Origin of the sequence: Amycolatopsis sp. AA4 (genome assembly GCF_002796545.1) — a bacterium.
Taxonomy (GTDB): domain Bacteria; phylum Actinomycetota; class Actinomycetes; order Mycobacteriales; family Pseudonocardiaceae; genus Amycolatopsis.
Genome location: NZ_CP024894.1, coordinates 255,337 through 279,241, shown reverse-complemented (window position 1 = coordinate 279,241; position 23,905 = coordinate 255,337). Strand labels below are relative to the sequence as shown.

24 protein-coding genes are annotated in these 23,905 nt (G+C 69.6%); 3 read left to right on the top strand and 21 right to left on the bottom strand.

Going from position 1 to position 23,905, the window contains the following annotated elements; translation table 11 throughout:
• Window positions 1-7: 7 nt before the first annotated feature.
• The 14 genes from nuoK to CU254_RS01325 form a co-directional block, all read right to left on the bottom strand.
• Window positions 8-307 carry an NADH-quinone oxidoreductase subunit NuoK gene (gene nuoK / locus CU254_RS01390; protein WP_033291119.1) on the bottom strand — a complete coding sequence of 100 codons (300 nt, stop codon included), beginning with the start codon at window positions 305-307 and terminating at the stop codon, window positions 8-10.
• On the bottom strand, window positions 304-1,182 hold the full coding sequence (locus tag CU254_RS01385) for an NADH-quinone oxidoreductase subunit J (protein ID WP_037712201.1): 879 nt from the start codon (window positions 1,180-1,182) through the stop codon (window positions 304-306). The genes nuoK and CU254_RS01385 overlap by 4 nt, the downstream gene beginning before the upstream one ends.
• Window positions 1,179-1,721, bottom strand: coding sequence for an NADH-quinone oxidoreductase subunit NuoI (gene nuoI, locus CU254_RS01380; RefSeq protein WP_037712199.1), 543 nt, complete (start codon window positions 1,719-1,721; stop codon window positions 1,179-1,181). The genes CU254_RS01385 and nuoI overlap by 4 nt, the downstream gene beginning before the upstream one ends.
• Entirely contained in the window at window positions 1,708-3,054 is a 1,347-nt protein-coding gene (gene nuoH / locus CU254_RS01375; RefSeq protein ID WP_009072063.1) for an NADH-quinone oxidoreductase subunit NuoH, read from the bottom strand. The genes nuoI and nuoH overlap by 14 nt, the downstream gene beginning before the upstream one ends.
• Window positions 3,051-5,555, bottom strand: coding sequence for an NADH-quinone oxidoreductase subunit G (locus CU254_RS01370; protein ID WP_009072062.1), 2,505 nt, complete (start codon window positions 5,553-5,555; stop codon window positions 3,051-3,053). Before CU254_RS01370 ends, nuoH begins: the two co-directional genes overlap by 4 nt.
• On the bottom strand, window positions 5,552-6,835 hold the full coding sequence (gene nuoF, locus CU254_RS01365) for an NADH-quinone oxidoreductase subunit NuoF (protein ID WP_009072060.1): 1,284 nt from the start codon (window positions 6,833-6,835) through the stop codon (window positions 5,552-5,554). The genes CU254_RS01370 and nuoF overlap by 4 nt, the downstream gene beginning before the upstream one ends.
• The gene (nuoE, locus tag CU254_RS01360; RefSeq protein ID WP_009072058.1) at window positions 6,835-7,698 is read right to left on the bottom strand and encodes an NADH-quinone oxidoreductase subunit NuoE; all 864 of its coding nucleotides are present in this window, start codon (window positions 7,696-7,698) and stop codon (window positions 6,835-6,837) included. The genes nuoF and nuoE overlap by 1 nt, the downstream gene beginning before the upstream one ends.
• Complete coding sequence (locus tag CU254_RS01355; protein WP_009072056.1) at window positions 7,695-9,026, bottom strand: NADH-quinone oxidoreductase subunit D; 1,332 nt, start codon at window positions 9,024-9,026, stop codon at window positions 7,695-7,697. Before CU254_RS01355 ends, nuoE begins: the two co-directional genes overlap by 4 nt.
• The gene (locus tag CU254_RS01350) at window positions 9,023-9,784 is read right to left on the bottom strand and encodes an NADH-quinone oxidoreductase subunit C (protein ID WP_009072054.1); all 762 of its coding nucleotides are present in this window, start codon (window positions 9,782-9,784) and stop codon (window positions 9,023-9,025) included. The genes CU254_RS01355 and CU254_RS01350 overlap by 4 nt, the downstream gene beginning before the upstream one ends.
• A gap of 6 nt (window positions 9,785-9,790) precedes the next feature.
• Window positions 9,791-10,339, bottom strand: a complete 549-nt coding sequence (locus CU254_RS01345) for an NADH-quinone oxidoreductase subunit B family protein (RefSeq protein WP_009072052.1) — start codon at window positions 10,337-10,339, stop codon at window positions 9,791-9,793.
• A gap of 4 nt (window positions 10,340-10,343) precedes the next feature.
• The gene (locus CU254_RS01340) at window positions 10,344-10,754 is read right to left on the bottom strand and encodes an NADH-quinone oxidoreductase subunit A (protein WP_037716414.1); all 411 of its coding nucleotides are present in this window, start codon (window positions 10,752-10,754) and stop codon (window positions 10,344-10,346) included.
• 634 nt (window positions 10,755-11,388) lie between these two features.
• Complete coding sequence (locus CU254_RS01335) at window positions 11,389-12,681, bottom strand: geranylgeranyl reductase family protein (protein WP_037712197.1); 1,293 nt, start codon at window positions 12,679-12,681, stop codon at window positions 11,389-11,391.
• Window positions 12,682-12,745: 64 nt separating this feature from the next.
• A complete protein-coding gene (locus CU254_RS01330; protein ID WP_009072045.1) occupies window positions 12,746-13,435 on the bottom strand; it encodes a demethylmenaquinone methyltransferase in 690 nt (229 codons plus the stop codon).
• A gap of 10 nt (window positions 13,436-13,445) precedes the next feature.
• Window positions 13,446-14,102, bottom strand: a complete 657-nt coding sequence (locus CU254_RS01325) for a hypothetical protein (RefSeq protein ID WP_009072043.1) — start codon at window positions 14,100-14,102, stop codon at window positions 13,446-13,448.
• An 81-nt stretch (window positions 14,103-14,183) separates the two neighbouring features.
• Here CU254_RS01325 and CU254_RS01320 point away from each other — a divergent pair, with 81 nt between their 5' ends.
• On the top strand, window positions 14,184-14,642 hold the full coding sequence (locus CU254_RS01320) for a MarR family winged helix-turn-helix transcriptional regulator (RefSeq protein ID WP_037712194.1): 459 nt from the start codon (window positions 14,184-14,186) through the stop codon (window positions 14,640-14,642).
• Between the two features lie 68 nt (window positions 14,643-14,710).
• On the opposite strand, the gene CU254_RS01315 is transcribed toward CU254_RS01320, so the two are convergent.
• On the bottom strand, window positions 14,711-15,814 hold the full coding sequence (locus CU254_RS01315; protein WP_009072037.1) for a glycosyltransferase: 1,104 nt from the start codon (window positions 15,812-15,814) through the stop codon (window positions 14,711-14,713).
• A gap of 3 nt (window positions 15,815-15,817) precedes the next feature.
• Window positions 15,818-16,888 carry a glycosyltransferase family 1 protein gene (locus CU254_RS01310; protein WP_304597971.1) on the bottom strand — a complete coding sequence of 357 codons (1,071 nt, stop codon included), beginning with the start codon at window positions 16,886-16,888 and terminating at the stop codon, window positions 15,818-15,820.
• Window positions 16,889-17,112: 224 nt separating this feature from the next.
• On the opposite strand from CU254_RS01310, the gene CU254_RS01305 reads away from it, so the two are divergent.
• Window positions 17,113-17,946: an inositol monophosphatase gene (locus tag CU254_RS01305; protein WP_009072033.1), complete on the top strand. Its 834-nt coding sequence runs from the start codon at window positions 17,113-17,115 to the stop codon at window positions 17,944-17,946.
• Between the two features lie 81 nt (window positions 17,947-18,027).
• Here CU254_RS01305 and CU254_RS01300 read toward each other — a convergent pair whose 3' ends face one another.
• The 5 genes from CU254_RS01300 to menD form a co-directional block, all read right to left on the bottom strand.
• Entirely contained in the window at window positions 18,028-18,492 is a 465-nt protein-coding gene (locus tag CU254_RS01300) for a DUF3592 domain-containing protein (protein ID WP_009072032.1), read from the bottom strand.
• A 9-nt stretch (window positions 18,493-18,501) separates the two neighbouring features.
• Complete coding sequence (locus tag CU254_RS01295; RefSeq protein WP_050788105.1) at window positions 18,502-19,161, bottom strand: hypothetical protein; 660 nt, start codon at window positions 19,159-19,161, stop codon at window positions 18,502-18,504.
• Window positions 19,162-19,218: 57 nt separating this feature from the next.
• Entirely contained in the window at window positions 19,219-20,736 is a 1,518-nt protein-coding gene (locus CU254_RS01290) for a M1 family metallopeptidase (protein WP_009072028.1), read from the bottom strand.
• A gap of 91 nt (window positions 20,737-20,827) precedes the next feature.
• On the bottom strand, window positions 20,828-21,184 hold the full coding sequence (locus tag CU254_RS01285; protein ID WP_009072026.1) for a hypothetical protein: 357 nt from the start codon (window positions 21,182-21,184) through the stop codon (window positions 20,828-20,830).
• 21 nt (window positions 21,185-21,205) lie between these two features.
• Window positions 21,206-22,882 (bottom strand): 2-succinyl-5-enolpyruvyl-6-hydroxy-3-cyclohexene-1-carboxylic-acid synthase, encoded by a 1,677-nt coding sequence (gene menD / locus CU254_RS01280; RefSeq protein WP_009072024.1) that lies wholly within the window; start codon window positions 22,880-22,882, stop codon window positions 21,206-21,208.
• A gap of 93 nt (window positions 22,883-22,975) precedes the next feature.
• Here menD and CU254_RS01275 point away from each other — a divergent pair, with 93 nt between their 5' ends.
• Entirely contained in the window at window positions 22,976-23,899 is a 924-nt protein-coding gene (locus CU254_RS01275; protein ID WP_009072022.1) for a 1,4-dihydroxy-2-naphthoyl-CoA synthase, read from the top strand.
• Window positions 23,900-23,905 lie beyond the last annotated feature (6 nt).

The window sequence follows — 23,905 nt, the reverse complement described above, 5'->3', positions numbered from 1 at the left end:
GTCTCCCTTAGTACTTCAGCAGGTTCGTGTCGTCGACCGAGGCCGAGCGGCGGGTGCGGAAGATGGCCATGATGATCGCCAGTCCGACCACGACCTCGGCGGCCGCGACCACCATCACGAAGAACGCCATCACCTGGCCGTGCAGCCCGCCGTTGATGCGGGCGAAGGTGACCAGGGTCAGGTTCACCGCGTTCAGCATCAGCTCGATGCACATGAACACGACGATCGCGTTGCGGCGGACCAGCACCCCCACCGCGCCGATGCAGAACAGCAGCGCGGACAGCAGCAGGTAGTAGCTCGGGGTCACTTTCCTTCCCCCTCTTCTTCCTCGGCCGGCGCGGCCTTTTCGGAACCGCCGACCAGTGCGTGCGCGTCGGGCTTCGGGCCCTCGTCCGCGATGAGCTTGCGCTCGCGCATGAGCCGGATCGCCGAGGTGGATTCGATGATCTCCGACAGCGATTCCGGCGCGACCGAACCGTCCGGCAGCAGCGCCGGGGTGGAGACCGAGCTGGCGGTGGCGAACACGCCGGGTCCGGGCAGCGGCGACGGGCGGTCGTGCTTGCCCTGGAAGCGCAGCTTGACCAGTTCGCGCTGGGAGAGCTTGCTCTTGCCGCTGCGGCCGGTGAAGGCGAGCACCATCGCGCCGAGCGCGGCGGTGATCAGCAGCGCCGAGGTCAGCTCGAACGGGAACAGGTACTGGGTGAAGATCAACCGGCCGAGGCCGCCGGGCCCGCCGCCGGTCTGCTGGTACGGGTCGAGCGGCTTGGCCGGGGTCACGTTCGCCATCGCGCGGAACACGCCCGCGGCGATCAGCGCGGCGAGCCCGATGCCGAGCACCCCGGCGGCGAGCCGCTGCCCGCGCAGCACCTCGACCACCGAGTCCGAGCTGTCCCGGCCGACCAGCATCAGCACGAACAGGAACAGCATCATGATCGCGCCGGTGTAGACGATGATCTGGGTGAACCCGAGGAACGGCGCGGACTGAGTCATGTACAGCGCGCCGAGCGTCAGCATCGTGAGCACCAGCCACAGCGCCGAGTGCACGGCGTTGCGGGAGAAGATCATCCCGAGCGCGCCCAGCAGCGAGAGCGGGCCGAGGATCCAGAACGCGATGGCCTCGCCGGTCGTCACCGAAGCGTCGACGCTGGCCGCCGGGGCCTGCGCGAGAAGGGCGGCGATCACTTCTTCGCCTCCCGCTGCGCTTGAGCGGCCAGCTCGGGACCGTTCACGTAGTAGTCCTGCTCGTTGTCGCCGAGCCGCATCGGATGCGGCGGCTGCTCCATGCCCGGCAGCAGCGGGGCGAGCAGGTCTTCCTTGGTGTAGATGAGCCGCTGCCGGTCGTCGTCGGCCAGCTCGTAGAAGTTGGTCATGGTGAGCGACCGGGTCGGGCACGCCTCGATGCACAGGCCGCAGCCGATGCAGCGCAGGTAGTTGATCTGGTAGTCCGCGCCGTAGCGCTCGCCCGGCGAGTACCGCTCTTCGTCGGTGTTGTTGCCGCCCTCGACGAAGATCGCGTCCGCCGGGCACGCCCACGCGCACAGCTCGCAGCCGACGCACTTCTCCAGCCCGTCCGGATGCCGGTTGAGCTGGTGGCGGCCGTGGTAGCGCGGGGCGGCCGGGGCGCCCGCCTCGGGGTACTCCTCGGTCGCGACCTTCTTGAACATCATCCCGAAGGTGACGCCGAATCCCTTGATGGGATTGAGGAAGTCAGTTGCCGCCATCTTCCGTTCCTTCCTGTGCGGCCGTCGCGGCGACACTGGCCGGCTTGCGCCGCGCGGCCTTCGCCTCCGCCTTGGCCAGCGCCTTCTGCCGGGGCGTCGCGTCCGGGACCCGCAGGTCGAGCGGCGGCAGCGGATAGCCGCTTCCGGCCAGGTCCACGTAGTCCGATTCGGGCAGCTTCTTGTCCGGCAGCGCGAGGCTCAGCAGCACGAGCACCACCAGCACGATGCCGACGCCGACGAGGATCTGCGGCCAGCTCCACTGGATCGTCTTGATCGCGACCACGACCACGATCCACACCAGGTTGACCGGGACCAGTACCTTCCAGCCCAGCCGCATGAACTGGTCGTAGCGCAGCCGGGGCAGCGTGCCGCGCAGCCAGATGAAGCCGAACAGCAGGATGAAGGTCTTGGCGAAGAACCAGAGGACCGGCCACCAGTTCTGGTTCAGCGGCGAATCGTCGCCGACGAACGGGAACCGCCAGCCGCCGAGGAACAGCGTCGTGCAGAACGCCGAGACGATCACCATGTTGACGTACTCGGCGAGGAAGAACATCGCGAACTTCATCGAGCTGTACTCGGTGTGGAACCCGCCGACCAGCTCGGATTCGGCCTCCGGGAGGTCGAACGGCGCGCGGTTCGTCTCGCCGACCATCGAGATCACGTAGATCACGAAGCTCGGGATGAGCATGTAGAAGTACCAGCCGTGCGCCTGCGCCTGCACGATTTCCGAGGTCTGCAGCGAACCGGAGTACAGGATCACCGCGACGATCGACAGGCCCATCGCGATCTCGTAGGAGATCACCTGCGCCGCCGAGCGCATGCCGCCGAACAGCGGGTACGGCGAACCGGACGACCAGCCCGCCAGCACGATGCCGTACACGCCGACCGACGAGCAGGCGAGGATCACCAGCACGCCGACCGGGAGGTCCATCAGCTGCAGCACCGTCCGGTGCCCGAAGATCGAGACGACCGGGCCGAACGGGATGGCCGACAGCGCGATCAGCGCGGGGACCGCAGACAGCACCGGGGCGAGGAAGTACACCTTGCGGTCGGCGGTGTCCGGGATGATCTGCTCCTTGAACGGGAGCTTGATCGCGTCGGCGAGCGACTGCAGGTAGCCGCCGGGGCCGACCCGGTTGGGGCCGGGCCGGTTCTGCATCCGGCCGATCGCCTTGCGCTCCCACACGATCAGGAAGATCGTCAGGACCGGCCCGATCAGCAGGACCACGACCGCCTTGATCAGGACGAGCCACCACGGGTCGTCGGCGAGGAGCCGGGCGCGTTCCGCCGCGTCCGGGTACGCGGCGAGGAACTGCGTGAGCTGCGGGCTCACTGGTCACCTCCGGAGATCTGCACGAGCGCGCCGTGTCCGGCGGCGAGTGCGGCGCGGACGGCCGAGCCGTCGGAGTTGCCGGGCAGCCACACGACGCCGTCCGGCAGGTCGGCGACCTCGACCGGCAGGGTGATCGACCCGCGCTCGTTCGACACCCGGACCGTCGCGCCGAGCCCTTCGGCGGTCTTGGCCGAAAGCCGCGCGACCGGCGGCCGCTGGGTGCCCTTGAGGTGCGGTTCGTCGTCCTGCAGCGAGCCGTTGTCGATCAGCTGCCGCCAGGTGGCGAGCACCGCCTGCCCTGGCCCCGGTTCAGAGCGCCCCAATGTGGCATTGGGTGCGTGAGACGCACCCAATGTGGCGTTCGGTGCGTCAGATGCACCCAATGCCACATTGGGGCGGGTGCCCAGGCGAGCGAAATCGGCGGCCGCGGCGGCCGGGGTCTGGGTGAACAGGTCGGCGTCCATCTCGACGGCCAGGGTGTCGAGCACCCGGCCGTCGGAAAGGGAACCGGTGCCCTCCAGCGTGATGTCGAATTCCCGGCGGCGGCCCTCCCAGTTGAGGTAGCTGCCGGACTTCTCGACCGCCGGGGCGATCGGCAGGACCACGTCGGCCCGTTCGGTGACCTCGCTCGCCCGCAGTTCCAGACTGACCACGAAGCCGACGTTGTCGAGCGCGCGGCGGGCCAGGTCCGGGTCCGGCAGGTCGTTCGGGTCGACGCCGCCGACCACCAGCGCGTCCAGCTGCCCGCCCGAAGCGGCCTGCAGGATGCCGGTGACGTCGCGGCCCGGTTCGGCCGGAAGCTCGGCGCCCCACTGCTTGCCGACCTCGGCGCGGGCCGCCTCGTCGGCGACCGAACGGCCGCCCGGCAGAAGCGTTGGCACGCAACCGGTTTCGAGCGCGCCCCGGTCGCCGGCACGGCGCGGGATCCACGCCAGCCGGGCCCCGGTGCGGGCGGTGAGCCGCAGCAGCGCGGAGAACAGGCCGGGGATTTCCGCGGCCCGCTCGCCGACCAGGATCACCGCGCCCTCGCCGCTGAGCGCCGCGTCGACGTCGGCCGCGTGCTGCGCGATGCCGTCCACCGCTGCCGCTTCGCCGCCGGGTACGCAGGCCAGCAGTTCGCCGAAGGTCTTGCGCACCGAGGAGGTCGTCCACTGTCCCAAGTGGACAACGCGGGTGCGGTTCTTGCGGGCCGCCTTGCGCAGCCGCAGGAACACGATCGGCGCTTCGTCCTCGGGCTCGAACGCCACGCACAGCACCGTGCGGGCGTTCTCGATCTCGCTGAACGTCACGCCGGTCTCCGGCGTGGTGCCCACGACGGTCGACCCGAGGAACGCCAGCTCCTCGTCCGAATGCGCACGGGTGCGGAAGTCGATGTCGTTGGTGCGCAAGGCGATCCGGGCGAACTTCGAGTACGCGTAGGCGTCCTCGACGGTCAGCCGGCCACCGGTGAGCACCGCGCCGCCCTTGCCCTCGCGGGCCTTCAGCAGCCCGGCGGCGGCGATCCGGAGCGCGTCGGTCCAGGACGCTTCTTCCAGCTCGCCGCTGGCGTTGCGGACGAGCGGACGGCGGATCCGGTCACCGGCCTGCACGTAGCGGAACGCGAAGCGGCCCTTGTCGCACAGCCATTCCTCGTTCACCTCCGGGTCGTCGCCGGCCAGCTTGCGCTGGACCTTGCCGCGCCGGAAGTCGGTGCGCTCGGCGCAGCCGGACGAGCAGTGCTCGCACACGCTCGGCGCCGACACCAGGTCGAACGGCCGCGACCGGAACCGGTACGCCGCGCTGGTGAGCGCGCCGACCGGGCAGATCTGGATCACGTTGCCGGAGAAGTAGCTCTGGAACGGCTCGCCGCCGGTGGTGCGGGAGGCGAGGTCGAGCACGTCGGCGGTTTCCGCGGTGCCGATCTGCTGGTGCGCGCCGCGTTCGAGCAGCGCGATGAACGGGTCGCCGGCGATCTGGTCGGAGAACCGGGTGCAGCGCTGGCACAGCACGCAGCGTTCCCGGTCCAGCAGCACCTGCGACGAGATCGGCAGCGGCTTCGGGAACGTGCGCTTGGTGTCGACGAACCGCGATTCCGCGCGGCCGTGCGCGAGCGCCTGGTTCTGCAGCGGGCATTCGCCGCCCTTGTCGCAGATCGGGCAGTCGAGCGGGTGGTTGATGAGCAGCAGCTCCATCACGCCCTGCTGCGCCTTGTCCGCGACCGGCGAGGTGAGCTGCGTTTTGACCACCATGCCGTCGGCGACCGTCATCGTGCACGAGGCCTGCGGCTTCGGCATCGGACGGCCGCCCATTTCGACCTCGACCAGGCACTGGCGGCACGCGCCCGCCGGGTCGAGCAGCGGGTGGTCGCAGAACCGGGGGATGCTCGTGCCGAGCCGCTCGGCGGTGCGGATCAGCAGCTCGCCCTTGGGCGCGATGACCTCTTCGCCGTCGATGGTCAGCTTGACGTAGCCCTCGGGGACGGGGGTTTCAGCCGTTTCCGGCTTGTCGGGCGCGATCGTCATGATGCCTGCGCTCCCACCAACTCGCGCTTGTTGCTCTCACACAAGGCCAGGAACTCGTCCCGGAAGTACTTGATGCCGCTCTGGATCGGCGACACCGCGCCGTCGCCGAGTGCGCAGAACGAACGGCCGAAGATGTTGTCGCACACATCCAGGAGGGTGTCGATGTCCTCCTCGGTGCCGTGGCCCTCGACCATCCGCTCCAGGATCTGCGCCAGCCAGTACGTGCCTTCGCGGCACGGCGTGCACTTGCCGCAGGACTCGTGCTCGTAGAACTGCGTCCACTTCATGACCGCCCACGGCACCGAAACGGTCTCGTTGAAGACCTGGACCGCGGTGGTGCCGAGCATCGAACCGGCCTCGGCCGCGCCCTCGAAGTCGAGCGGGACGTCGAGGTGCTCGGCGGTGAACATCGGCGTCGACGAACCGCCCGGCGTCCAGAACTTGAGCGGGATGCCGTCCTTCATGCCGCCGGCCAGCTCCAGCAGCTCGCGCAGCGTGGTGCCGAGCGGGCATTCGTACTGGCCGGGCTTCTCGACGTGACCGGAGATCGAGTAGATCTTCGGACCGGGCGACTTCTCGCGGCCCATCTCGCGGAACCACGACGAACCGGCGTTGATGATGTACGACGCGCTCGCGATGGTCTCGACGTTGTTCACCGTCGTCGGCGCCGCGTACAGACCGGCGGCCGCGGGGAACGGCGGCTTGAGCCGGGGCTGGCCGCGCCGGCCTTCGAGCGAGTCCAGCAACGCCGTTTCCTCGCCGCAGATGTACGCGCCGGCGCCGGCGTGCACAGTCAGCTCGAGATCCCAGCCGCTGCCGAAGATGTTCTTGCCGAGGTAGCCCTTCGCGTACGCCTCGCGCGCGGCCGCGTTGAGCCGGCGGATGCAGTGCAGGGCCTCGCCGCGGACGTAGATGAAGCAGTGGTGCGACCGCATCGCGTACGAGGCGATGATGCAGCCCTCGATGAGCGAATGCGGGTCCGCCATCATCAGCGGAATGTCCTTGCAGGTACCGGGTTCGCCCTCGTCGGCGTTGATCACCAGGTAGTGCGGCTTGTCCTCGTTGGGCGGCATGAACGACCACTTCACGCCCGCCGGGAAGCCCGCGCCGCCGCGGCCGCGCAGGCCGGAGTCCTTGACCACCTGCACGAGCTGCTCGGGCGTGGCGGCCAGCGCCTTGCGCGCCGCGGTGTAGCCCTCGAGCGCCTCGTAGGTTTCGATGCGCCAGGATTCCGGGGACAGCCAGCGCTTCGTGAGGACCGGAGTGATGGGATCGGCCATTACTTCTTCTCCACTTCAGGCAGTGGGACGTCCTGCATGCCCGGGGCGGACCAGCCGCGGTCGGCCGCCAGCTGCGCGCCGCGCAGGGTCTCGACCGCCTGCGACGGGCCGTCCACCGCACTGCGGTAAGCGGCCTCGTCCTCCGGCCAGAACCCGGCGAGCTGCCGCTCCGCGCCCTTGAAGTCGGTCAGCGCCGCACCGCGCGTCGGGGCGGGCTTTTTGCCTGCCTGCAACGCATCGACGAGCGCGACCGCCTGCTCCGGCGTCTGGTTGTCGAAGTACTCGTAGTTCACCTGGAGGACCGGACCGAGGTCGCAGGCCGCGAGGCATTCCGCGTGTTCCAGGGTGATCGAGCCCGGTTCGCCCGGCGTGCCCGCGGTTTCCTCGTGCCCCAGCGGCTTTTCCGCCGAACCGAGGTGCGTCTGGAGCTTCCGGTAGATGTCGTCGCCGCCCAGCGCCGCGCACAGCGTGTTGGTGCAGACGCTCACCAGGTGCTCGCCGCACGGACGGCGCTTGTACATGGTGTAGAACGTCGCGACCGCGGTGACCTCGGCGTCGGTCAGGTCGAGATGCCGCGCGCAGAAGGCGATGCCCTCCTGGCTCACGTAGCCCTGCACCGACTGCACGAGGTGCAGCATCGGCAGCAGCGCCGAACGCGACATCGGGTAGCGGGCGATGATTTCCTTCGCCTCGCGGTGCGTGTCGGCGTCGAACACGTCCGCCGCGGGCGCGTCGGCGAGGATGCCCTCGGCAACCGCCGGGTCGGGCGCGATCGCCGCGACATCGGTGTCCGAACCTGCCGCGGCGTACGTCTTCGTCGCGTCGTGCGGTCCCGGCTCCGGGACTGCGGTCGGGTTCGTCATCGGTCAACTCCCCCCAGAACCGGGTCGATCGAGGCGATCACGACGACGAGGTCGGCGACCAGACCGCCCTCGGCCATCGCGGGCATCGCCTGCATGTTCACGAAACTCGGCTCCCGCAGGTGCACGCGCAGCGGACGGGTGCCGCCGTCGGACACCAGGTGCGCCGCGATCTCGCCGCGCGGCGATTCGACGGCCGTGTAGACCTGGCCCGGCGGCACGTGGAAGCCCTCGGTGACGAGCTTGAAGTGGTGGATCAGGGATTCCATCGACTGGCCCATGATCTTCTTGACGTGCGCCAGCGAGTTGCCCATGCCGTCGCTGCCGATGGACAGCTGCGCCGGCCAGGCGATCTTCTTGTCCTCCACCATGACCGGGCCCGGCTCGGCCATCTTCACGACCTGCTTCATGATCCGCAGGCTCTGGTGGATTTCCTCCAGCCGCAGCAGGTACCGCGCCCAGCTGTCCGCGTCGGTCGAGGTCGGCACGTCGAACTCGATCTCGTCGTAGCGCGAGTACGGCTCGGTCTTGCGCAGGTCCCACGGCAGGCCCGCGGCGCGCAGCACCGGACCGGTGACGCCGAGTTCGAGGCACGCGTCGAGCGGCAGCACGCCGACGTCCTTGAGCCGGTTCCGCCAGATCGGCTGACCGGTGAACATCTTGTCGTACAGCGGAAGCCGCTTGTCCATGATCTTGCAGAAGTCGAGGACCTTCTCGGTCCAGTCCTCGGGGAAGTCCTGGGCGAGGCCGCCGGGCCGGATGAACGCGTGGTTCATCCGCAGGCCGGTCAGGTACTCGAGCAGGTGCATGGCTTCTTCGCGCTCGCGGAAGCCGAGCGTCATCGCGGTGGTGGCGCCGAGGTCCATGCCGCCGGTCGCGATGAACACCAGGTGCGAGGTGATCCGGTTCAGCTCGAGAAGCAGCACGCGCAGCAGTTCCGCGCGCGGCGGGGCCTTGATGCCCAGCAGTTTCTCGACGCCGAGGCAGTAGCACATCTCGTTGGACAGCGGGGCGAGGTAGTCCGCGCGCGTCACGAAGGTGACGCCCTGGGTCCAGTTGCGGAACTCCGCGCTCTTCTCGATGCCGGTGTGCAGGTAGCCGACGACCGCGCGCAGCTGCGTGACCCGCTCGCCTTCCAGCTCCAGCACGAGCCGGAGCACGCCGTGCGTCGACGGGTGCTGCGGGCCCATGTTGATGACCATGCGGTCGTCGTGCTGGGCGTCGCCGAGCACCTCGTCCCAGTCGCCGCCGGACACGTGGTAGACCGGGCCTTCGGTGGTTTCCCGGACTTCCGCGTACTCGGCTTCCGTCGTTTCGTCGTTAATCGTCACGAGTACGACCTCCGCTGGTCTGGCGGCGGGATTTCCGCGCCCTTGTATTCGACCGGGATCCCGCCGAGCGGGTAGTCCTTGCGCTGGGGGTGGCCGTCCCAGTCGTCCGGCATGAAGATGCGGGTCAGGCCGGGGTGGCCGTCGAAGACGATGCCGAACATGTCGTAGGCCTCGCGCTCGTGCCAGTCCGCGGTCGCGTAGACCGGGACCAGCGACGGGACGTGCAGGTCGTCCATGTCCATGGTGATTTCGAGCCGGATCCGGCGGCGGTAGGTCATCGACAGGAAGTCGTAGACCGCGTGCATCCGCTGCGGGACGTCCACGCCGTAGTCGACGCCGGTGACCGCCATCAGCATCTCGAACCGCAGGCCCGGGTCGTTGCGCAGCACCTTGGCGATGTCGACGAGGTGCTCGCGGCTGACGTAGAAGGTGATCTCGCCGCGGTCGACGGTGGTCTGGAGGATCGCGGACGGCGGGATCTTGTTGTCCGCCAAGGCGGCCATGAACTCGTCGGCGAACTCGTCGAACCAGCCGCCGTACGGGCGCTCGGCGGGCGGCGGGCTGTAGGCGGGCAGCCGCAGGCCGCCGTACCCGGAGGTGTCCCCGCTGCCGCGGACACCGAACATGCCCTTGCGCTCGCGACCGGCGACGACCGGTTCGGCCGCGCCGGGGCCGTGCGCTTCGAGTCCGGCTTCGGGCCGCTCCGCGCTGGACTGCGGGCCGCCGGTTTCGGGAGTCTCTTCGGGGTTCTCAGGCACCGGTGCTCACTTCTTCGCGTACTTGATCGAGGACGGGATCAGCTCGGTACGGGCCCCGCTGGCCGCGCGGATCGCGGCGCGGCGGGCGTTGATCGGCTCGTCCTGGATCTTGGCGTGCAGCTTGAGGATCGCGTCGAGCAGCATTTCCGGCCGCGGCGGGCAGCCGGGCAGGTACATGTCGACCGGGACGATGTGGTCGACGCCCTGCACGACGGCGTAGTTGTTGAACATGCCGCCGGACGAGGCGCAGACGCCCATCGAGAGGACCCACTTGGGCTCGGCCATCTGGTCGTAGATCTGGCGCAGCACCGGGGCCATCTTCTGGGTCACCCGGCCGGCCACGATCATCAGGTCGGCCTGGCGGGGCGTGGCGGAGAACCGCTCCATGCCGAACCGCGCGATGTCGTAGCGCGAACCGCCGACCGACATCATCTCGAACGCGCAGCAGGCGAGGCCGAACGTGGCCGGCCACAGGGAGTTCTTGCGTGCCCAGTTGACCAGTCCCTCGAGGCTGGCCAGCAGGATGCCGTTGGGGAGTTTTTCTTCCAGGCCCATGGGTTCAGTTCCAATCCAGGCCGCCGCGCCGCCACACGTAGGCGTACGCGAACCCGACCGTCACGATGAACAGCACGATCTCCACCAGGCCGAAGACACCGAGGGCGTTGGCGTTCACCGCGAACGGGTAGAGGAACACCATCTCGATGTCGAACAGGATGAAGAGCATGGCCGTGATGTAGTAGGCCACCGGCATCCGGCCGCCGCCGACCAGCGGCTGCGGCGACGGTTCGATGCCGCATTCGTAAGCAGCGGTCTTCGCGCGGTTGTACCGGCTCGGCCCGACGAGCGGGCCCAGCAGCACGGAGAACACGGCGAACCCCGCCGCGAGCACGAAAAGCAGAACGAGCGGCAGATACACGTTGAGGCCGGGCGCCGCCGGTCCGGGATCGGCCTGCGCCAGCACGGGCACCATCAGCACGGGGTCTTCGCCATCCTTTCCGCGCCGCTGCGGTTGTTCTCGGGTGGTGGTCCGAGTCCCTCGACGCGACCCTAAGGGAGCTGGGTCACACCGCCGAGGGTCAGGGCGCCCTTACGGCCCGTGTCCGGACCACGGCACGCTTGTGAAATAGTTCACAAGCGACAAGTCGCGGTTGTGAAGCGATTCACAAAGCATGGGGGGAGTGTAGGACGTGAGTCACACTCTTGTCCCGAGGGGTTACCGACTAAGGCAGCCCTAACAGGGAGGGCACGTTCCGCAGGCCCACCCCCGCCCGCACGAGCGAGACCAGCGGTAAAGCCCCCTTGACCAACCGCGCCAAGCCAGACAGCGGACTCGATCTTGTGACGTATCACACTGACCGGCCGGACAACCCATTGCTCCACCCGGGTAACCCACCAACCGCACAGATACACCCAACGCGGGGCACCCACACCTCCCCCGCCCCCGATACGAAGCCAAAAACACGGCGCTGGGGTGCTTGTCAAGGCATCTTTCCCGCCTTGACAAGCACCCCAGCGCCGTAGTCACACTAAAAAATCGGGGTGCCCGCCTCCACACCGAGGCGCAATGTCGCCGCCAGGCGACGAGCCACCCGCCCCCCGGAGTTTCACCGAGGACTAGGCGTAACCCGAGCCAACGCGGAGATCAACCGATCCACCCCATCCCCGCCCCGAGCGTCGTAACACCCGGAAAGCCCCTTGTACACCAAGGGCAAAATCTTGTTGACCCGCAACCCGTACTTGGTAGCCGCGTGCATGATCTTCGGCTTCCCAATCAACTTGGCGAACACATTCCCCAGCCGGTAATACCCGCCCATCAGTTCGGCAACAGCCCGCGGATACCCCTCCAGCGCGCGTTCCCGAGAGGGCCCCTCCGGCCGAGCCAACGCCTGCACGACCGCCTCAGCCGCAAGCTGCGCAGACTCCATCGCCGCGGAAATCCCCTCGCCATTGAACGGACTCACCATGCCGCCCGCGTCGCCGAGCAACAGCAAACCGTTCCGGTAATGCGGCGTCCGGTTGAACCCCATCGGCAACCCAGCTCCACCGACCTTGCCGATGGCATTTTCCTCGCGATAGCCCCACTCCTCGGGCGTGCCATCGAGCCACTGCCGCAACAACGCCCGGTAATCGGTGTTTCGAAAAGCCGCCGACGTAGACAACATCCCCAGCCCGACGTTGACCGTCCCGTCGCCGAGCGGGAACGCCCAGCCGTAGCCGGGCAACAACTTGGGATCCCGAGGATCAGACCGGTCCCACAACTCAAGATGACCCTCGATAAACGGATCATCATGCTTGGGACTCTTGTAATACCGCCGGACCGCGACCCCCATCGGCCGCTTCTCGTTCTTGTCGATCCCGACACTCAACGCCAGCCGAGCCGACACCCCGTCGCAAGCCAGCACCAACGGCGCCCGATAACTGACGGGAGTCTTCTCCGGCCCAACCTTCGCCTCGACCCCGACAACCCGGCCAGACGCGTTGGTAATCGCCCCGGTAACGGTGGTCCGCTCGTACAACCGCGCCCCAGCCTTCACCGCGGTCTTGGCCAGCAGGTCGTCAAAGTCCTGCCGAGTACGCGACACCCCATACGGCGGGTAATCAGTGAGATCCGGCCAATCGAACTCCAGCGTCAGATCCCCGGTCAGAATCCGCAGCCCCCGGCTACGCACCCAGCCAGCCTCTTCACTGGTGTCCAGCCCAAGATCGATCAACTGCTTCACACCCCGCGGCGTGAGCCCGTCCCCGCAGACCTTCTCGCGCGGAAAGACGGTCTTCTCCAGCAGCAACACATCCACCCCGGCCCGGGCGAGATACGTGGCCGCGGTCGAACCAGCCGGTCCCGCCCCGACCACGATCACTTCGGCGTCGTGGTCCGGGCTGCGGCGCGAAGTCGTCATGCACTCGAAAATACAGCGTGGCGCAGCCACTCCATTGAGGGCGGTGGAGGGGAGGAAGGCGGAGTCAGGCAGGCTTGCGCGCGCGATGGATCGCGACGACGCCGAAGGTGAGGTTCAGCCACTCCACCTCGGTCCATCCGGCGCTCGCGATGATCTCGCCGAGCCCGCGCTGATCGGGCCAGGCGAGCATCGATTCGGCCAGGTAGGAGTAGGCCTCGGGGTTGGTCGAGGACCGGCTGCCGACCCAGGTGAGCAGCTTGAGGATGAACCGCCGGTAGACGAACCGGATCGGGGCGAAGGTGGGCGTCGACACCTCGCAGATCACCAGCCGGCCGCCCGGTTTGACCACCCGCAGGATCTCGGCGAGCGCGCCCTTGGTGTCGACGAAGTTCCGCAGCGCCAGCGAGATGGTGACGGCGTCGAAGCTGTTGTCGGCGAACGGCAGGCACATCGCGTCCGCGGCGACCATCGGCACCTTCCGGTGCAGCCCCGCCCTGAGCATCCCGACGGAGAAGTCGGCGGCGAGGCACCAGGCTCCGCCGCGTGCGTACTCGACGGTGGACACCCCGGTGCCCGCCGCCAGGTCGAGCACCTTCTCCCCCGGTTTGGCGTCCAGCACGCGCGCCGTGGTGGTGCGCCAGCGCCGGTCGAACCCGAACGTCATGAACGAGTTCGCGCGGTCGTAACCGGACGCGACGCCGTCGAACATCGCGGCGACTTCGTGCGGATCCTTGTCCAGGCTCGCTCGGGGCATGGGACCGAGATTAGTCCGTCCGTGCCGCGCGGTCGCGCGGGAGCAGGACGCTGGCCGCGACCAGCCAGACGAGCCCGCCGAACCGGCCGACCGGGATCAGCGGATACAGCGCCGGGGCCAGCAGCGACAGCGAGGCGAGCACCGCCGCCGCGGCGACGACCAGCCCGGCGATCGACATCCAGCGCGGCAACAGGTTCAGGAACCACGCCGGCACCGCGAGCCCGGCGATCAGCAACGCCAGCGGCACCACGAAGCCCGGGCCGCCGGACGCGAACGCGAGGCTGGTCAGCGCCCGCGCCACCGCAGGCGTCTCGCTGGACTGCGCGGCGGTCCAGGTGATCAGCCCGCTCATCGCGAGCGCGGCCGCGGCCAGCAGGCCGCCGGTCAGCCCGATCACCGCACCTGGAGCCGCGACCCCGAGCCGCCGCTGTCTGCGATAGACCGTCGCGGCCCAAATCGCCAACGGAACCGACGCGCCGAACACCGCGAACGCGAGCAGCCGCACGACGCCCTGGTTGCCGACGAGATACGCGGCGACCTCAGCCGCGCTGGAATCCGGCCGCGTCCCCGCCGCCCCGAGCACCGCCGACGCGACGGTCAGCACCCCGAACGCGAGCGCCGGTGCCAGCAACGGCGGGCCGCTCTGCTGCCGAGTCACGGTCGTCATGGCAAACCTCCAGGTCAATTAGTTTCACTACTATAACGATTACACTGGTGTAATGGATTGTCAAGCGATACGGTTCAGGGCATGCAAGGACCCCCGGCCTTCGGCAGCGCCTTCCTCCTGGCCCAGCTGGGCGCCCACGCGACCCAGCGCTTCGCCGAACGCGTCGCGGACCTGGGCCTGACCCCGCCGCAGACCGGACTGCTTCGCGCGATCGCGCGGCGGCCCGGCGAAAGCCAGCAGGTGCTGGCCGCGGAACTGGGCACGCCGCCGACCCGGCTGGTCGCCCTGGTCGACGGCCTGGAGCAGCAAGGCCTGATCGAACGCCGCCGCAATCCGCAGGACCGCCGTCTCTACGCGGTCTTCCTCAGCGACAAAGGCCAGGAAACGATGGCCGAACTGGGCAAAGCCGCCGCGGCGCACGAGGACGAGCTGATGTCCGCACTGTCCACAGAGGAACGTGCGACCCTGCGCGACCTGCTGGCCCGAGTGGCCGAGGACCGCGGCCTCACGCCCGGCATCCACCCCGGCTACCGCGGCTAGTCGTCCGTGAAGGACTCCTTGAGGGAATCTGATTCCCTCAAGGAGTCCTTCACGGACCTTCCGCAGCGTCAGCCGAGTGCGGCGAGCATTCCCCGCACCGAGTTCGGCCAGGCGAATTCCTCCGCCCGCGCCCTCGCGGCCGCTCGTCGGAGCTCCTCCGGGCTGTCCAGCAATCCGGTCACCGCGCTGGCAAAGGCGGGCGCGTGATCGTCCACCGCCGCCCCGCACCCGGGCCGCACGATCTCCCGCAGCGCCGACGACGCCGAAACCACCACCGGCGTCCCCGAAGCGAGTGCCTCCAACGCCGCCAGCCCGAATGTCTCATGTGGACCCGGCGCCAGCGAAACGTCCGCGCTGGCCAGCAATCGAGCCACTTCTCCGCGCCCGGACAGAAAACCCAGGAACGTCACCGGCAACCCCCGAGCCCGCCTTTCCAACGCTCGCCGCCGCGGTCCGTCGCCCGCGATCACCAACCGCACCCTGGCCCCGGATTCCGTCAGCTCGGCGACCGTATCCACGCTCCGCTCAACGTGTTTCTCCGGCGACAACCGCCCACAATGGACAATCAGGGCGTCCGCTCCGCCGGCCAGCGTCGACCGCCACCCGGAATCCCGCATCGACGGCGCGAAGGTCGCCAGATCGACCCCCAACGGCACCCGCCGGACGTTCGGCGCGGCAATCCGTTCGAACTCCGCGTGCGCGAAGGCAGTCGTGCACACCACCGTGTCGTACGACGCCGCCATTCGCCGGTTGGCGACGTCCGCGACGTGCCGGGCCATCGCCCCGGGCAGCAAAAACTGCTCCAGCAACCGGTCCAGCCGCTCGTGCGAGATCACCGTGCTGGGCACGCCGTTGCGCCGCGCCCAGACGCCCATGCCCCGCAACGTCAGCCGGTCGGACACCTCCAGCCGATCCGGCTCCAGCCGCCGCAACACCGAACGGACCCGCTGCGGATCCACCGCGCGATAGCCGCCGGTGCCCGGAATCTGCAAGGCAGGCAACGAATACCGGCACACCCCGCTCGGCAGGGTTTCCACCGCGTACCGCCGGCCCGGCACGACCAGCGTCACGCGATGACCGCTCGCGACGTACCCCGCGCCGAGGTGGTTCAGCGCGGTCCGCAACCCGCCGGACCGAGGTCCGTAGAAGTTCGCCAGCTGGACGATGTGCATGGCTCAAGCCGCACGCGCGACTCGGCCCTGCACCGCTTCGTAGTGCCGGACCAGCTCCCGGCACACCGCGGGCCACGTCCGGCCCAGGACCACTTTCCGCGCCTTCTCGCCCAGCCGGGTCCGCAACGCCGCGTCCCGCAGGTCGTCGACCTTGGAAACCAGCGCCGGACCGAACGACTCCCGGTCGGCGGGAAGCAGGTAGCCGGTCCGGCCCGGCAAGACGAGATCCTTCGGGCCGCCCGCGTCCGGCGCGAGCACCGGCAGCCCGGACGCCATCGCCTCCTGCACCGCCTGACAGAACGTCTCGTGCGGTCCGGTGTGCACGAAAACGTCGAGGCTCGCGTACGCGACCGAAAGCTCGTCGCCGTACTTCGCCCCGAGGAAAGCCGCGCCAGGCAACCGTTCCCGCAACGCCGGCAGCTCCGGTCCGTCGCCGACGACGACCACGCGCACGCCCGGCATCCCGGCCAGTGCGGTCAGCCGGTCGACCTCCTTCTCCGGCGCGAGCCGTCCGACGAACCCGACGAGCAGTTCGCCGTTCGGCGCGAGTTCCGTCCGCAGCGCCGGGTCCGCGTGCGCCGGGGAAAACCGGCTGACGTCCACGCCGCGCGCCCAGCGGTGCACCCGCGGAACCCCGTGCAGTTTCAGCTGTTCGATCGAGTCCGACGACGGCGCGAGCGTCCGGTCGGCCCGCGAGTGCAGGCGGCGCACCCAGCGCCAGGCCGCCCGCGCGCCGATGCCGAAGCCGTACGACGTGGCGAACCCGGCGATGTCGGTCTGGTAGACGGCGATCGACGGCACGCGCAGCCGTCTCGCCGCGGCGAGCCCGCGCGCGCCGACCACGAACGGCGAGGCCAGGTGCACGACGTCCGGGCCGAAATCGGCCAGCGCGGTCAGCACGGTGCGCGTCGGCAGGCCGATCGGCAGCGAGTTCACGCCGGGGAAGTCCAGCGCCGGAATGCGGACGACCGGAGCGCCGCGGTAACTCGCCGGACCCGGTCCCGGCGCGACGACCAGCACGTCGTGCGCGGATTCGACCAGGTGCTCGACGACCCGCAGGACGGAATTCGTCACGCCGTTCACCTGGGGCAGGAAACTTTCGGTGACTATGGCGACTCGCACGGCGTCACTGTCGCAAAACCGCAGGCAGGGCGGGCCAATCCCGCGTAACCGACCGGCCAACGGTGGCGAAACACTGCGCAGCGTCCGCGTCCCGGCGCCGACTGTCGAAGAATTCGCCACGACATGTCATCTTCCGGTCGCGTCCCGGACACCAGGAACGCCCAGACTAAGCAGGCATGACCCTCTTGTCCTCCAGGCCGTCGCGGCCCGTGGAACCCGGGCTGCTCTCCCGAGCGCTCGAGGTCGCGGGGCGGCTGGCGAACGACGCCACCGACGTGATCACCGCGACCGCGGGCCGCGGCGCGCACCCGGCGACGCTGGATTCGCCGTTCGACTGGGTCACCGACACCGATCGGATCCTGGAACGGCACACCCGGCGCGTGCTGACCGCGGAGTTCCCCGGAATCCCGGTGGTAGGCCACGAATTCGGCGCGGACCACGGCGCGGACGTCGCGGAGTACCGCTGGGTGGTCGATTCCGTGGACGGCACCGCGAACTACGTCGCCGGCGTGCCGTGGTGCGCGTACAGCCTCGCCCTGGTCGACGCGAGCGGCCCCGTGGTGGGCGTCGTCGCCGACCCGTACCGGGCACAGATCTACGCCGCCGCGCGCGGACGCGGCGCCCGGGCCAATGGGAAACCGCTGAGGCTGGTGGACCGCACGGGCACGGCCGGCGCGATCGTCTGCACCGAACTGGCGCGCAAGGGCCCGTGGCCGGGAATGGGCGAGTTCATCGAACGCGCGGCGGCCGCCCACGCTGGCGTGCGGGTGCTGGGGTCGGCCGCGCTGTCGATCGCCCAGGTCGCACTGGGCCACGCGGCTGCGGCGGTGTTGCACAGCTACCACGAATGGGACGTCGCGGGCTCAGTTGCGATGGCCATCGAGGCGGGCGCGGTCGTGCTCGACAAGCACGGGGAAGACGCCGCCTTGCCTACGGATGGGCTGCTGGTCGCCGCGCCAGGGGTCGCCGACGAGGTGCTCGGCTGGTGGCAGGAAACCGCCGGTACCTGATGCCTGAAGTACGTGAGGGGAACCCTGAGGGACTCAGAGTCCGTGAAGGTTCCCCTCACGGACAGTGCCGAGCCGCCCGGGCTACACCTTCGCGGGCACCGGCTCCGGAGCGGCCGCGGACCGGTCCCGCTTGATCAGCCGACGCAGCCACCACAGCAGCGGGCCCGCGACCAGCCACGTGATCAGCACCGTCATCCCGACCGGCAGCAGCGTCAACGTGGCGGTCCGGCCGGCGACGCGGGTCAGGTCCGGGTTGGTCGCGTCGTACTCGATCGCCACCAGCTGACCGGCGGCGAGACCCGACGGGTACAGCACCCCGGTCGCCGGACTGTGCACGATGCCGTCCGGGGTCTGGTACTGGATGATGGTGCGGTCGAAGGCCACCGACTCGACCGTCGCGTTGGCCGTGCCCAGATGCGCCTCGATCGCGCTGTCGTTGCGGAACGCGGCGAAAACCAGGCTCACGCACATCACGGTGAGCAGCACAGCGACGCCCAGCACCGCGAACCACGCGATCCGCCGTGCCTTCACCCTCCTGGCTGCCACACCGAGAGTTTAGTCGGGTACGCCGACCAGCCGGGCACGCGGCAGCCAGTGCGCCCGGTACAGCACGTGCAGGCAGTCGCTGTTCACCAGCTCTCCCGCCGACCCGTACAGCTCCGTGCACGCGTGGTGCGCCGTTTCCTCTCCCGGCGCCGAACCGGGCGCACGGAACGCGAGAGCGAAAAAGTACTCAGCGGTATGGCGGAAAACCGCCGCGCTGCCGGTGAGGAACATCGTGTCCGCGTGAATCCGGTCGTACAGCCGGTCCCGGGTCCGCCAACACGGCCACTCCACCGGACGCCGATCCGCCGGGACCCGCACGGTGTGCGGCCGGGCCGGACCGAGCGCCGCCCGCAGCCTCGGCCACTGCGAAGGACGCAGCTGCGCGGTGTGGTGGCTCAGCACCAGGTCCAGCCGACGACCGGTGAACTCCGGCTCGGCGGGAGTGCGGCTCGCCCGCAACGGCAGGTGGATAACCGTGTGCCGAGACCGTGCCGCCAGCAGCCACAGCACGCCGATCCGATACGCCGCGCGGCGATCCACGCACATCCCCGGCCACGGGCCGTTTTCGTACAGCACGGCGGTATCCAGCGCGGGATCCGGGCGCAGCACCCGCCACTCCCGGCCGTCGAGCCGAGCGTGGCGGAGCTGCGCCCGCACTTTCAGGGCCACCGAATCCTCCTCCTGGAGAGCGGAACTCTCCAGGATCCCGCGGCCAGCAAGCGAATTTCAGTGCCGCCCGGCCTCCGCCAGCGCGCGGTGGTTCGCCTGGATCTGGTCCCACGCCTTCGGCTTCGCCGGAACCGCCGCGAACGCCTTCGCCGCCGCGACCGTCCCATTAGGACCGACCGCGGGCTTGCCCTTCGTGAACAGCCAGGTCTGGAACAGCGCCTGCAACGGCTTGCCCGACACCTTCTCCGCGAGCGCCACGAAGTCCGGGATCACCGCCGCCTTGCCCGCTTTGGCCGTCTGCCACTGCTGGAGGATCGAGAAGAACGCCTGGTCGCCGACCGTGGTGCGCAGGGCCTGCACGGCCATCGCGCCCCGGTCGTAGACGGCGCGGTCGAACTGCTTCGGCTCGCCCGGGTCGCCCGGCAGGACCTGCCAGAACGGGTCGTCGGCGGCGTAGGAGTCGTACGCGTACTGGGCGAGTTCCGCGGTCGTGCCCTCGCCCTGGTGCTCGGACCACAGGTACTCGGCGTAGGACGCGAAGCCCTCGTTCAGCCAGATGTCGCTCCACTTGCCCAGCGAAACGTTGTCGCCGAACCACTGGTGTGCGTTCTCGTGCGCGATCAGCGTGGTGTTGGAGCCGGCGGCGAAGTTGCGCGCGCCGTAGGTCGGCCGGGTCTGGTTTTCCAGCGAGAAGCCGATCCCGCTGGTCACGACGCCGCCCTCGGCCTCGAACGGGTACGGCCCGAACTGCGACGCCAGGAACTCGTCGACCTCCGGCGTCCGCTCCACGCTCGCCTTGGCCGCGTCGAGCGAATCGCCGAGATCCGCGCCGTAGGCGGTGATGAACGGTTTGCCGTCCGGCGTGGTGGACTGGACCACGTCGTACTTGCCGACGATGAACGACGTCAGGTAGGTCGCCTGCGGTTTCGTGCTGCGCCAGTTCCACCGCGTCCAGCCGGGGCGCTTCTTGGTCTTCTTCACGAGCGTGCCGTTCGAGATGGCGGCGAGCCCGTCCGGAGCCTCGATCGACACGTCGTAGGTCGCTTTGTCGGTCGGGTGGTCGTTGGAGGGGAACCACCACTGCGCGCTTTGCGGCTCGTCGATGCCGAGCGCGCCGAAAGCGCCCTTCTTCCACGTGTTCAGGCCGCCGACCTTCTCCGTCGACGGGCTGTCGGAATAGCTCACGACGACTGTCGCGGACTGGCCCCTGAGCAGCGGCTGCGCCGGGGTGATCACCAGCTCGCCGTCGCCGTTTTGATTGGCGAACTGCGCGGGCCGGTTGTTCACCAGCACCTCCGACGCCTTGAGCGCGAAGTCCAGGTCGAAGCGCGACAGGTCCTGGGTGGCGGTGAGCAGCAGCGTCGTGGTGCCCGACAGGACGTCGGTGTCCGGCTGGTAGCTCACGCGGATGTCGTAGTGCTGCACGTCGGTGCCGCCGTTGCCGGCGTTCGGGTAGTACGGGTCGCCGACGCCGGGCGCGCCCGGTGCCGGGACCGCCGAAGCGGTGCCTGCCAGCAGCACCGTCGCGACTCCAGCCGCAACCGCCCCGATTCCGGCCCGAGTTCTCGATCGCATGGTTCCTCCAAGGTGGCCAATGCGACCGAACGTATCCACGCCAGCACTTCACAGGTACGTCCGAACGACGGGTTCTTACCCACTGGGAAGATCACCCGGATTCGGCGATCCACCACGCGACGGCGATCGGAATGCCGTACAGGATCGGGCCCGCATACAGCCCCGGCCACGGTCCCCAGCCGCGCCGCGCGGCCAGCCCGGCCATCGCGAACGAACCGGCGATGGCGGCGAGCCAGCCGACCCACGGCAGCGTCAAGACCGCCTGCTGCCCGGCGGAACTGCAGATCGCCCGGCTGTCCCCGGCGAAGCAATCGTCGCCGGCCAGCACCAGAAACGACGAGAAGTACGAGCACACCAGCCCGATCAGGGCCAGGCCCGCCACCGCCGCGCTGAACCAGGCCCACCGGCCTCGCGGGCGCAGGTCCGCCTCGTTCAAGAACTCCCCCATTTTTCACCGGCCCCCCGCCGGTTAAACCGTCCCCACCGCTTGCGCGACCGCCGACTTCAGCCGCGCGTGGAGATTCCGGTGCTGCGCCCGGTCGACCCGGACCTCGACGACCCGCAGGCCCGGCGCGGGTCGCAGCGCGGCGCGGAACTCCTCGACCGTCTCGGCCACGACGTGCGGCACCCGGTAGCCCGCGCACAGCGCACCCAAATCCGCGCCGTGCGGGGTGCCGAAGACCCGCTCGAAGCTCGCCGAGTGTTCCGGCGCACCCTGTTCCAGCAGCGAGAAAATCCCGCCGCCGTCATCGTTCAGCACCACGATCGTCAGGTCCGGCAGTTGCTCCGCGGGCCCGGTCAGCAGGCCGGACGCGTCGTGCAGGAACGTCAGATCGCCGAGCAGCGCGTACGACGGCGCGCGGTGCACGGTGGCCGCGCCGATGGCCGTCGACACCGTGCCGTCGATCCCGGCGACGCCGCGGTTGCGGTGCACCAGGACGTCCGGACGCAACCGTCCGGCCAGCGCCACATCACGCGTCGGGTTCGAGGAGCCGACCACCAAGAGCGCGCCTTCCGGCAACGCGTCGACCAGCTCGGTCGCCACCCGTACGCCGCTCGGCCACGGCTCGGCGGCCAGCGCCGTCGCGACCGCTTGGCTGGCCGCGGCGTCCGCGCGCTGCCAGCTCGCCAGCCATTCCGGGTCGGCGGGCTTCGTCGGTTCGGCGAACCACTGCCCGACCTGGCGGACGTTGTGCGCGGGCGCGGGCCAGTCCGAATCCGGGCGCACCAGCAGCACCTCGACCTCCGGGTCCGACAGCACCTTCTGGACCTGCCGGAACACCGTCGGACGGCCGAGGCACAGCACCTGCTCGGGACGGTGCCGCGAGATGAATTCCTCCACGCCGAGCAGCCACGCGCCGGACGACATCGCGGTCGCGCCGGACAGGCCGAGCCCGCCGGTCTCCGAAACCACCGGCCAGCCGTGCTGTTCGGCCCATTCGCTGGCCGCCTGCGCGCCGGTGTCGCACGCGATCACCAGGCCGTGCCGCGCCGAGGGCACCACGAACGACGGCAGCGCGCCGAAGTCGGGCAGTTCGGTCCAGCGTTCGCCGTCCGGACGGCCTTCGAGCGATTCGTACCACTCGCCGTCGTCGTCGAGATCCGGCACGAGCGGCTCGCGGAACGGGATGTTCAGGTGCACCGGCCCGCAGCGCCACTCGCCGTACGCGGCGTTCCACGCGCGGCAGATCTGGCTGCGCCAGTAGGAGTTCTGCCCGGCGCGGCGTTCGGCGACGGCCAGCTCGTCGAAGTAGCGGACCGCGTCGCCGTACAGCTCGTACTGGTTGATCACCTGGCTCGCGCCCGCGGAACGCAGCTCCGGCGGACGGTCGGCGGTGAGCACGATCAGCGGCACGCCCGCCCGGTCGGCCTCCAGCACGGCCGGGTGGAAGTTCGCCGCCGCGGTCCCGGAGGTGCAGACCACCGCCGCCGGACGGCCGGTGCGCGCCGCGATGCCGAGCGCGAGGAACGCCGCGCCGCGCTCGTCGATGCGGACGTGCAGCTGCAGGCGTCCCGAAGCGGCGGCGTCGTAGAGCGCGATGGACAGCGGCGCGTTGCGAGATCCTGGACACAACACGACGTGCGACACCGTGTTGCGGACGAGTTCGTCGACGATGACCCTGGCCTGCGCGGTGGACGGGTTCACCGGCAGGCCCCGGTTAGCGCACCGTCCGACGGGCTATCCCCGGGGGCGGCGTCAGGCACAGCGATCATGTCCACAGGTCCTATTCTCCCAAACGTGGATGACGCCCGAGTTTCCGAGCTGTTCGACCCCGCCGCCTGGTCCGAGGTCGAAGGGTTCTCCTTCACCGACATCACCTACCACCGTTCGCGAGACGCCCGCTCCGGCAAACGGGTGGTCCGGATCGCTTTCGACCGTCCGGAGGTCCGCAACGCCTTCCGCCCGCACACCGTCGACGAGCTCTACCGGGCGCTCGACCACGCCCGGATGAGCGCGGACGTCGGGTGCGTCCTGCTCACCGGGAACGGCCCGTCGCCGAAGGACGGCGGCTGGGCGTTCTGCTCCGGCGGTGACCAGCGTATTCGCGGACGCTCCGGGTATCAGTACGCGAGCGGGGAGACCTCGGACACGGTCGACCCGGCGCGGGCGGGCCGGCTGCACATCCTCGAGGTGCAGCGCTTGATCCGGTTCATGCCGAAACCCGTGGTCGCCGTGGTGCCCGGCTGGGCGGCGGGCGGCGGGCATTCGCTGCACGTCGTGTGCGATCTCACCCTCGCCTCGGCCGAGCACGCGCGGTTCAAGCAGACCGACGCCGACGTCGGCTCGTTCGACGCGGGCTACGGTTCGGCGGGCCTCGCCCGGCAGGTCGGGCAGAAATTCGCGCGCGAGATCTTCTTCCTCGGCCGGGATTACACGGCCGAGCAGATGCACCGGATGGGCGCGGTCAACGAGGTCGTGCCGCACGCCGAGCTGGAGCGGGTCGCGCTCGAATGGGGCTGGACGATCATCGGCAAGTCGCCGACCGCGCAGCGGATGCTGAAGTACGCGTTCAACGCGATCGACGACGGGCTCGTCGGACAGCAGCTGTTCGCCGGAGAAACCACCCGGCTGGCGTACATGCAGGACGAGGCCGTCGAAGGCCGCGACGCGTTCCTGGAGAAGCGCGACCCGGACTGGTCCGACTACCCGTACTACTACTGAGATAGG

Excerpts from the sequence above, each read along its gene's own strand:
- nuoI (WP_037712199.1), bottom strand. The coding sequence starts at position 1,721 with ATGGCGGCAACTGACTTCCTCAATCCCATCAAGGGATTCGGCGTCACC.
- CU254_RS01370 (WP_009072062.1), bottom strand. The coding sequence starts at position 5,555 with ATGACGATCGCGCCCGACAAGCCGGAAACGGCTGAAACCCCCGTCCCC.
- nuoF (WP_009072060.1), bottom strand. The coding sequence starts at position 6,835 with ATGGCCGATCCCATCACTCCGGTCCTCACGAAGCGCTGGCTGTCCCCG.
- nuoE (WP_009072058.1), bottom strand. The coding sequence starts at position 7,698 with ATGACGAACCCGACCGCAGTCCCGGAGCCGGGACCGCACGACGCGACG.
- CU254_RS01345 (WP_009072052.1), bottom strand. The coding sequence starts at position 10,339 with ATGGGCCTGGAAGAAAAACTCCCCAACGGCATCCTGCTGGCCAGCCTC.
- CU254_RS01340 (WP_037716414.1), bottom strand. The coding sequence starts at position 10,754 with ATGGTGCCCGTGCTGGCGCAGGCCGATCCCGGACCGGCGGCGCCCGGC.
- CU254_RS01335 (WP_037712197.1), bottom strand. The coding sequence starts at position 12,681 with ATGACGACTTCGCGCCGCAGCCCGGACCACGACGCCGAAGTGATCGTG.
- CU254_RS01330 (WP_009072045.1), bottom strand. The coding sequence starts at position 13,435 with ATGCCCCGAGCGAGCCTGGACAAGGATCCGCACGAAGTCGCCGCGATG.
- CU254_RS01325 (WP_009072043.1), bottom strand. The coding sequence starts at position 14,102 with ATGACGACCGTGACTCGGCAGCAGAGCGGCCCGCCGTTGCTGGCACCG.
- CU254_RS01320 (WP_037712194.1), top strand. The coding sequence starts at position 14,184 with ATGCAAGGACCCCCGGCCTTCGGCAGCGCCTTCCTCCTGGCCCAGCTG.
- CU254_RS01315 (WP_009072037.1), bottom strand. The coding sequence starts at position 15,814 with ATGCACATCGTCCAGCTGGCGAACTTCTACGGACCTCGGTCCGGCGGG.
- CU254_RS01305 (WP_009072033.1), top strand. The coding sequence starts at position 17,113 with ATGACCCTCTTGTCCTCCAGGCCGTCGCGGCCCGTGGAACCCGGGCTG.
- CU254_RS01290 (WP_009072028.1), bottom strand. The coding sequence starts at position 20,736 with ATGCGATCGAGAACTCGGGCCGGAATCGGGGCGGTTGCGGCTGGAGTC.
- CU254_RS01285 (WP_009072026.1), bottom strand. The coding sequence starts at position 21,184 with ATGGGGGAGTTCTTGAACGAGGCGGACCTGCGCCCGCGAGGCCGGTGG.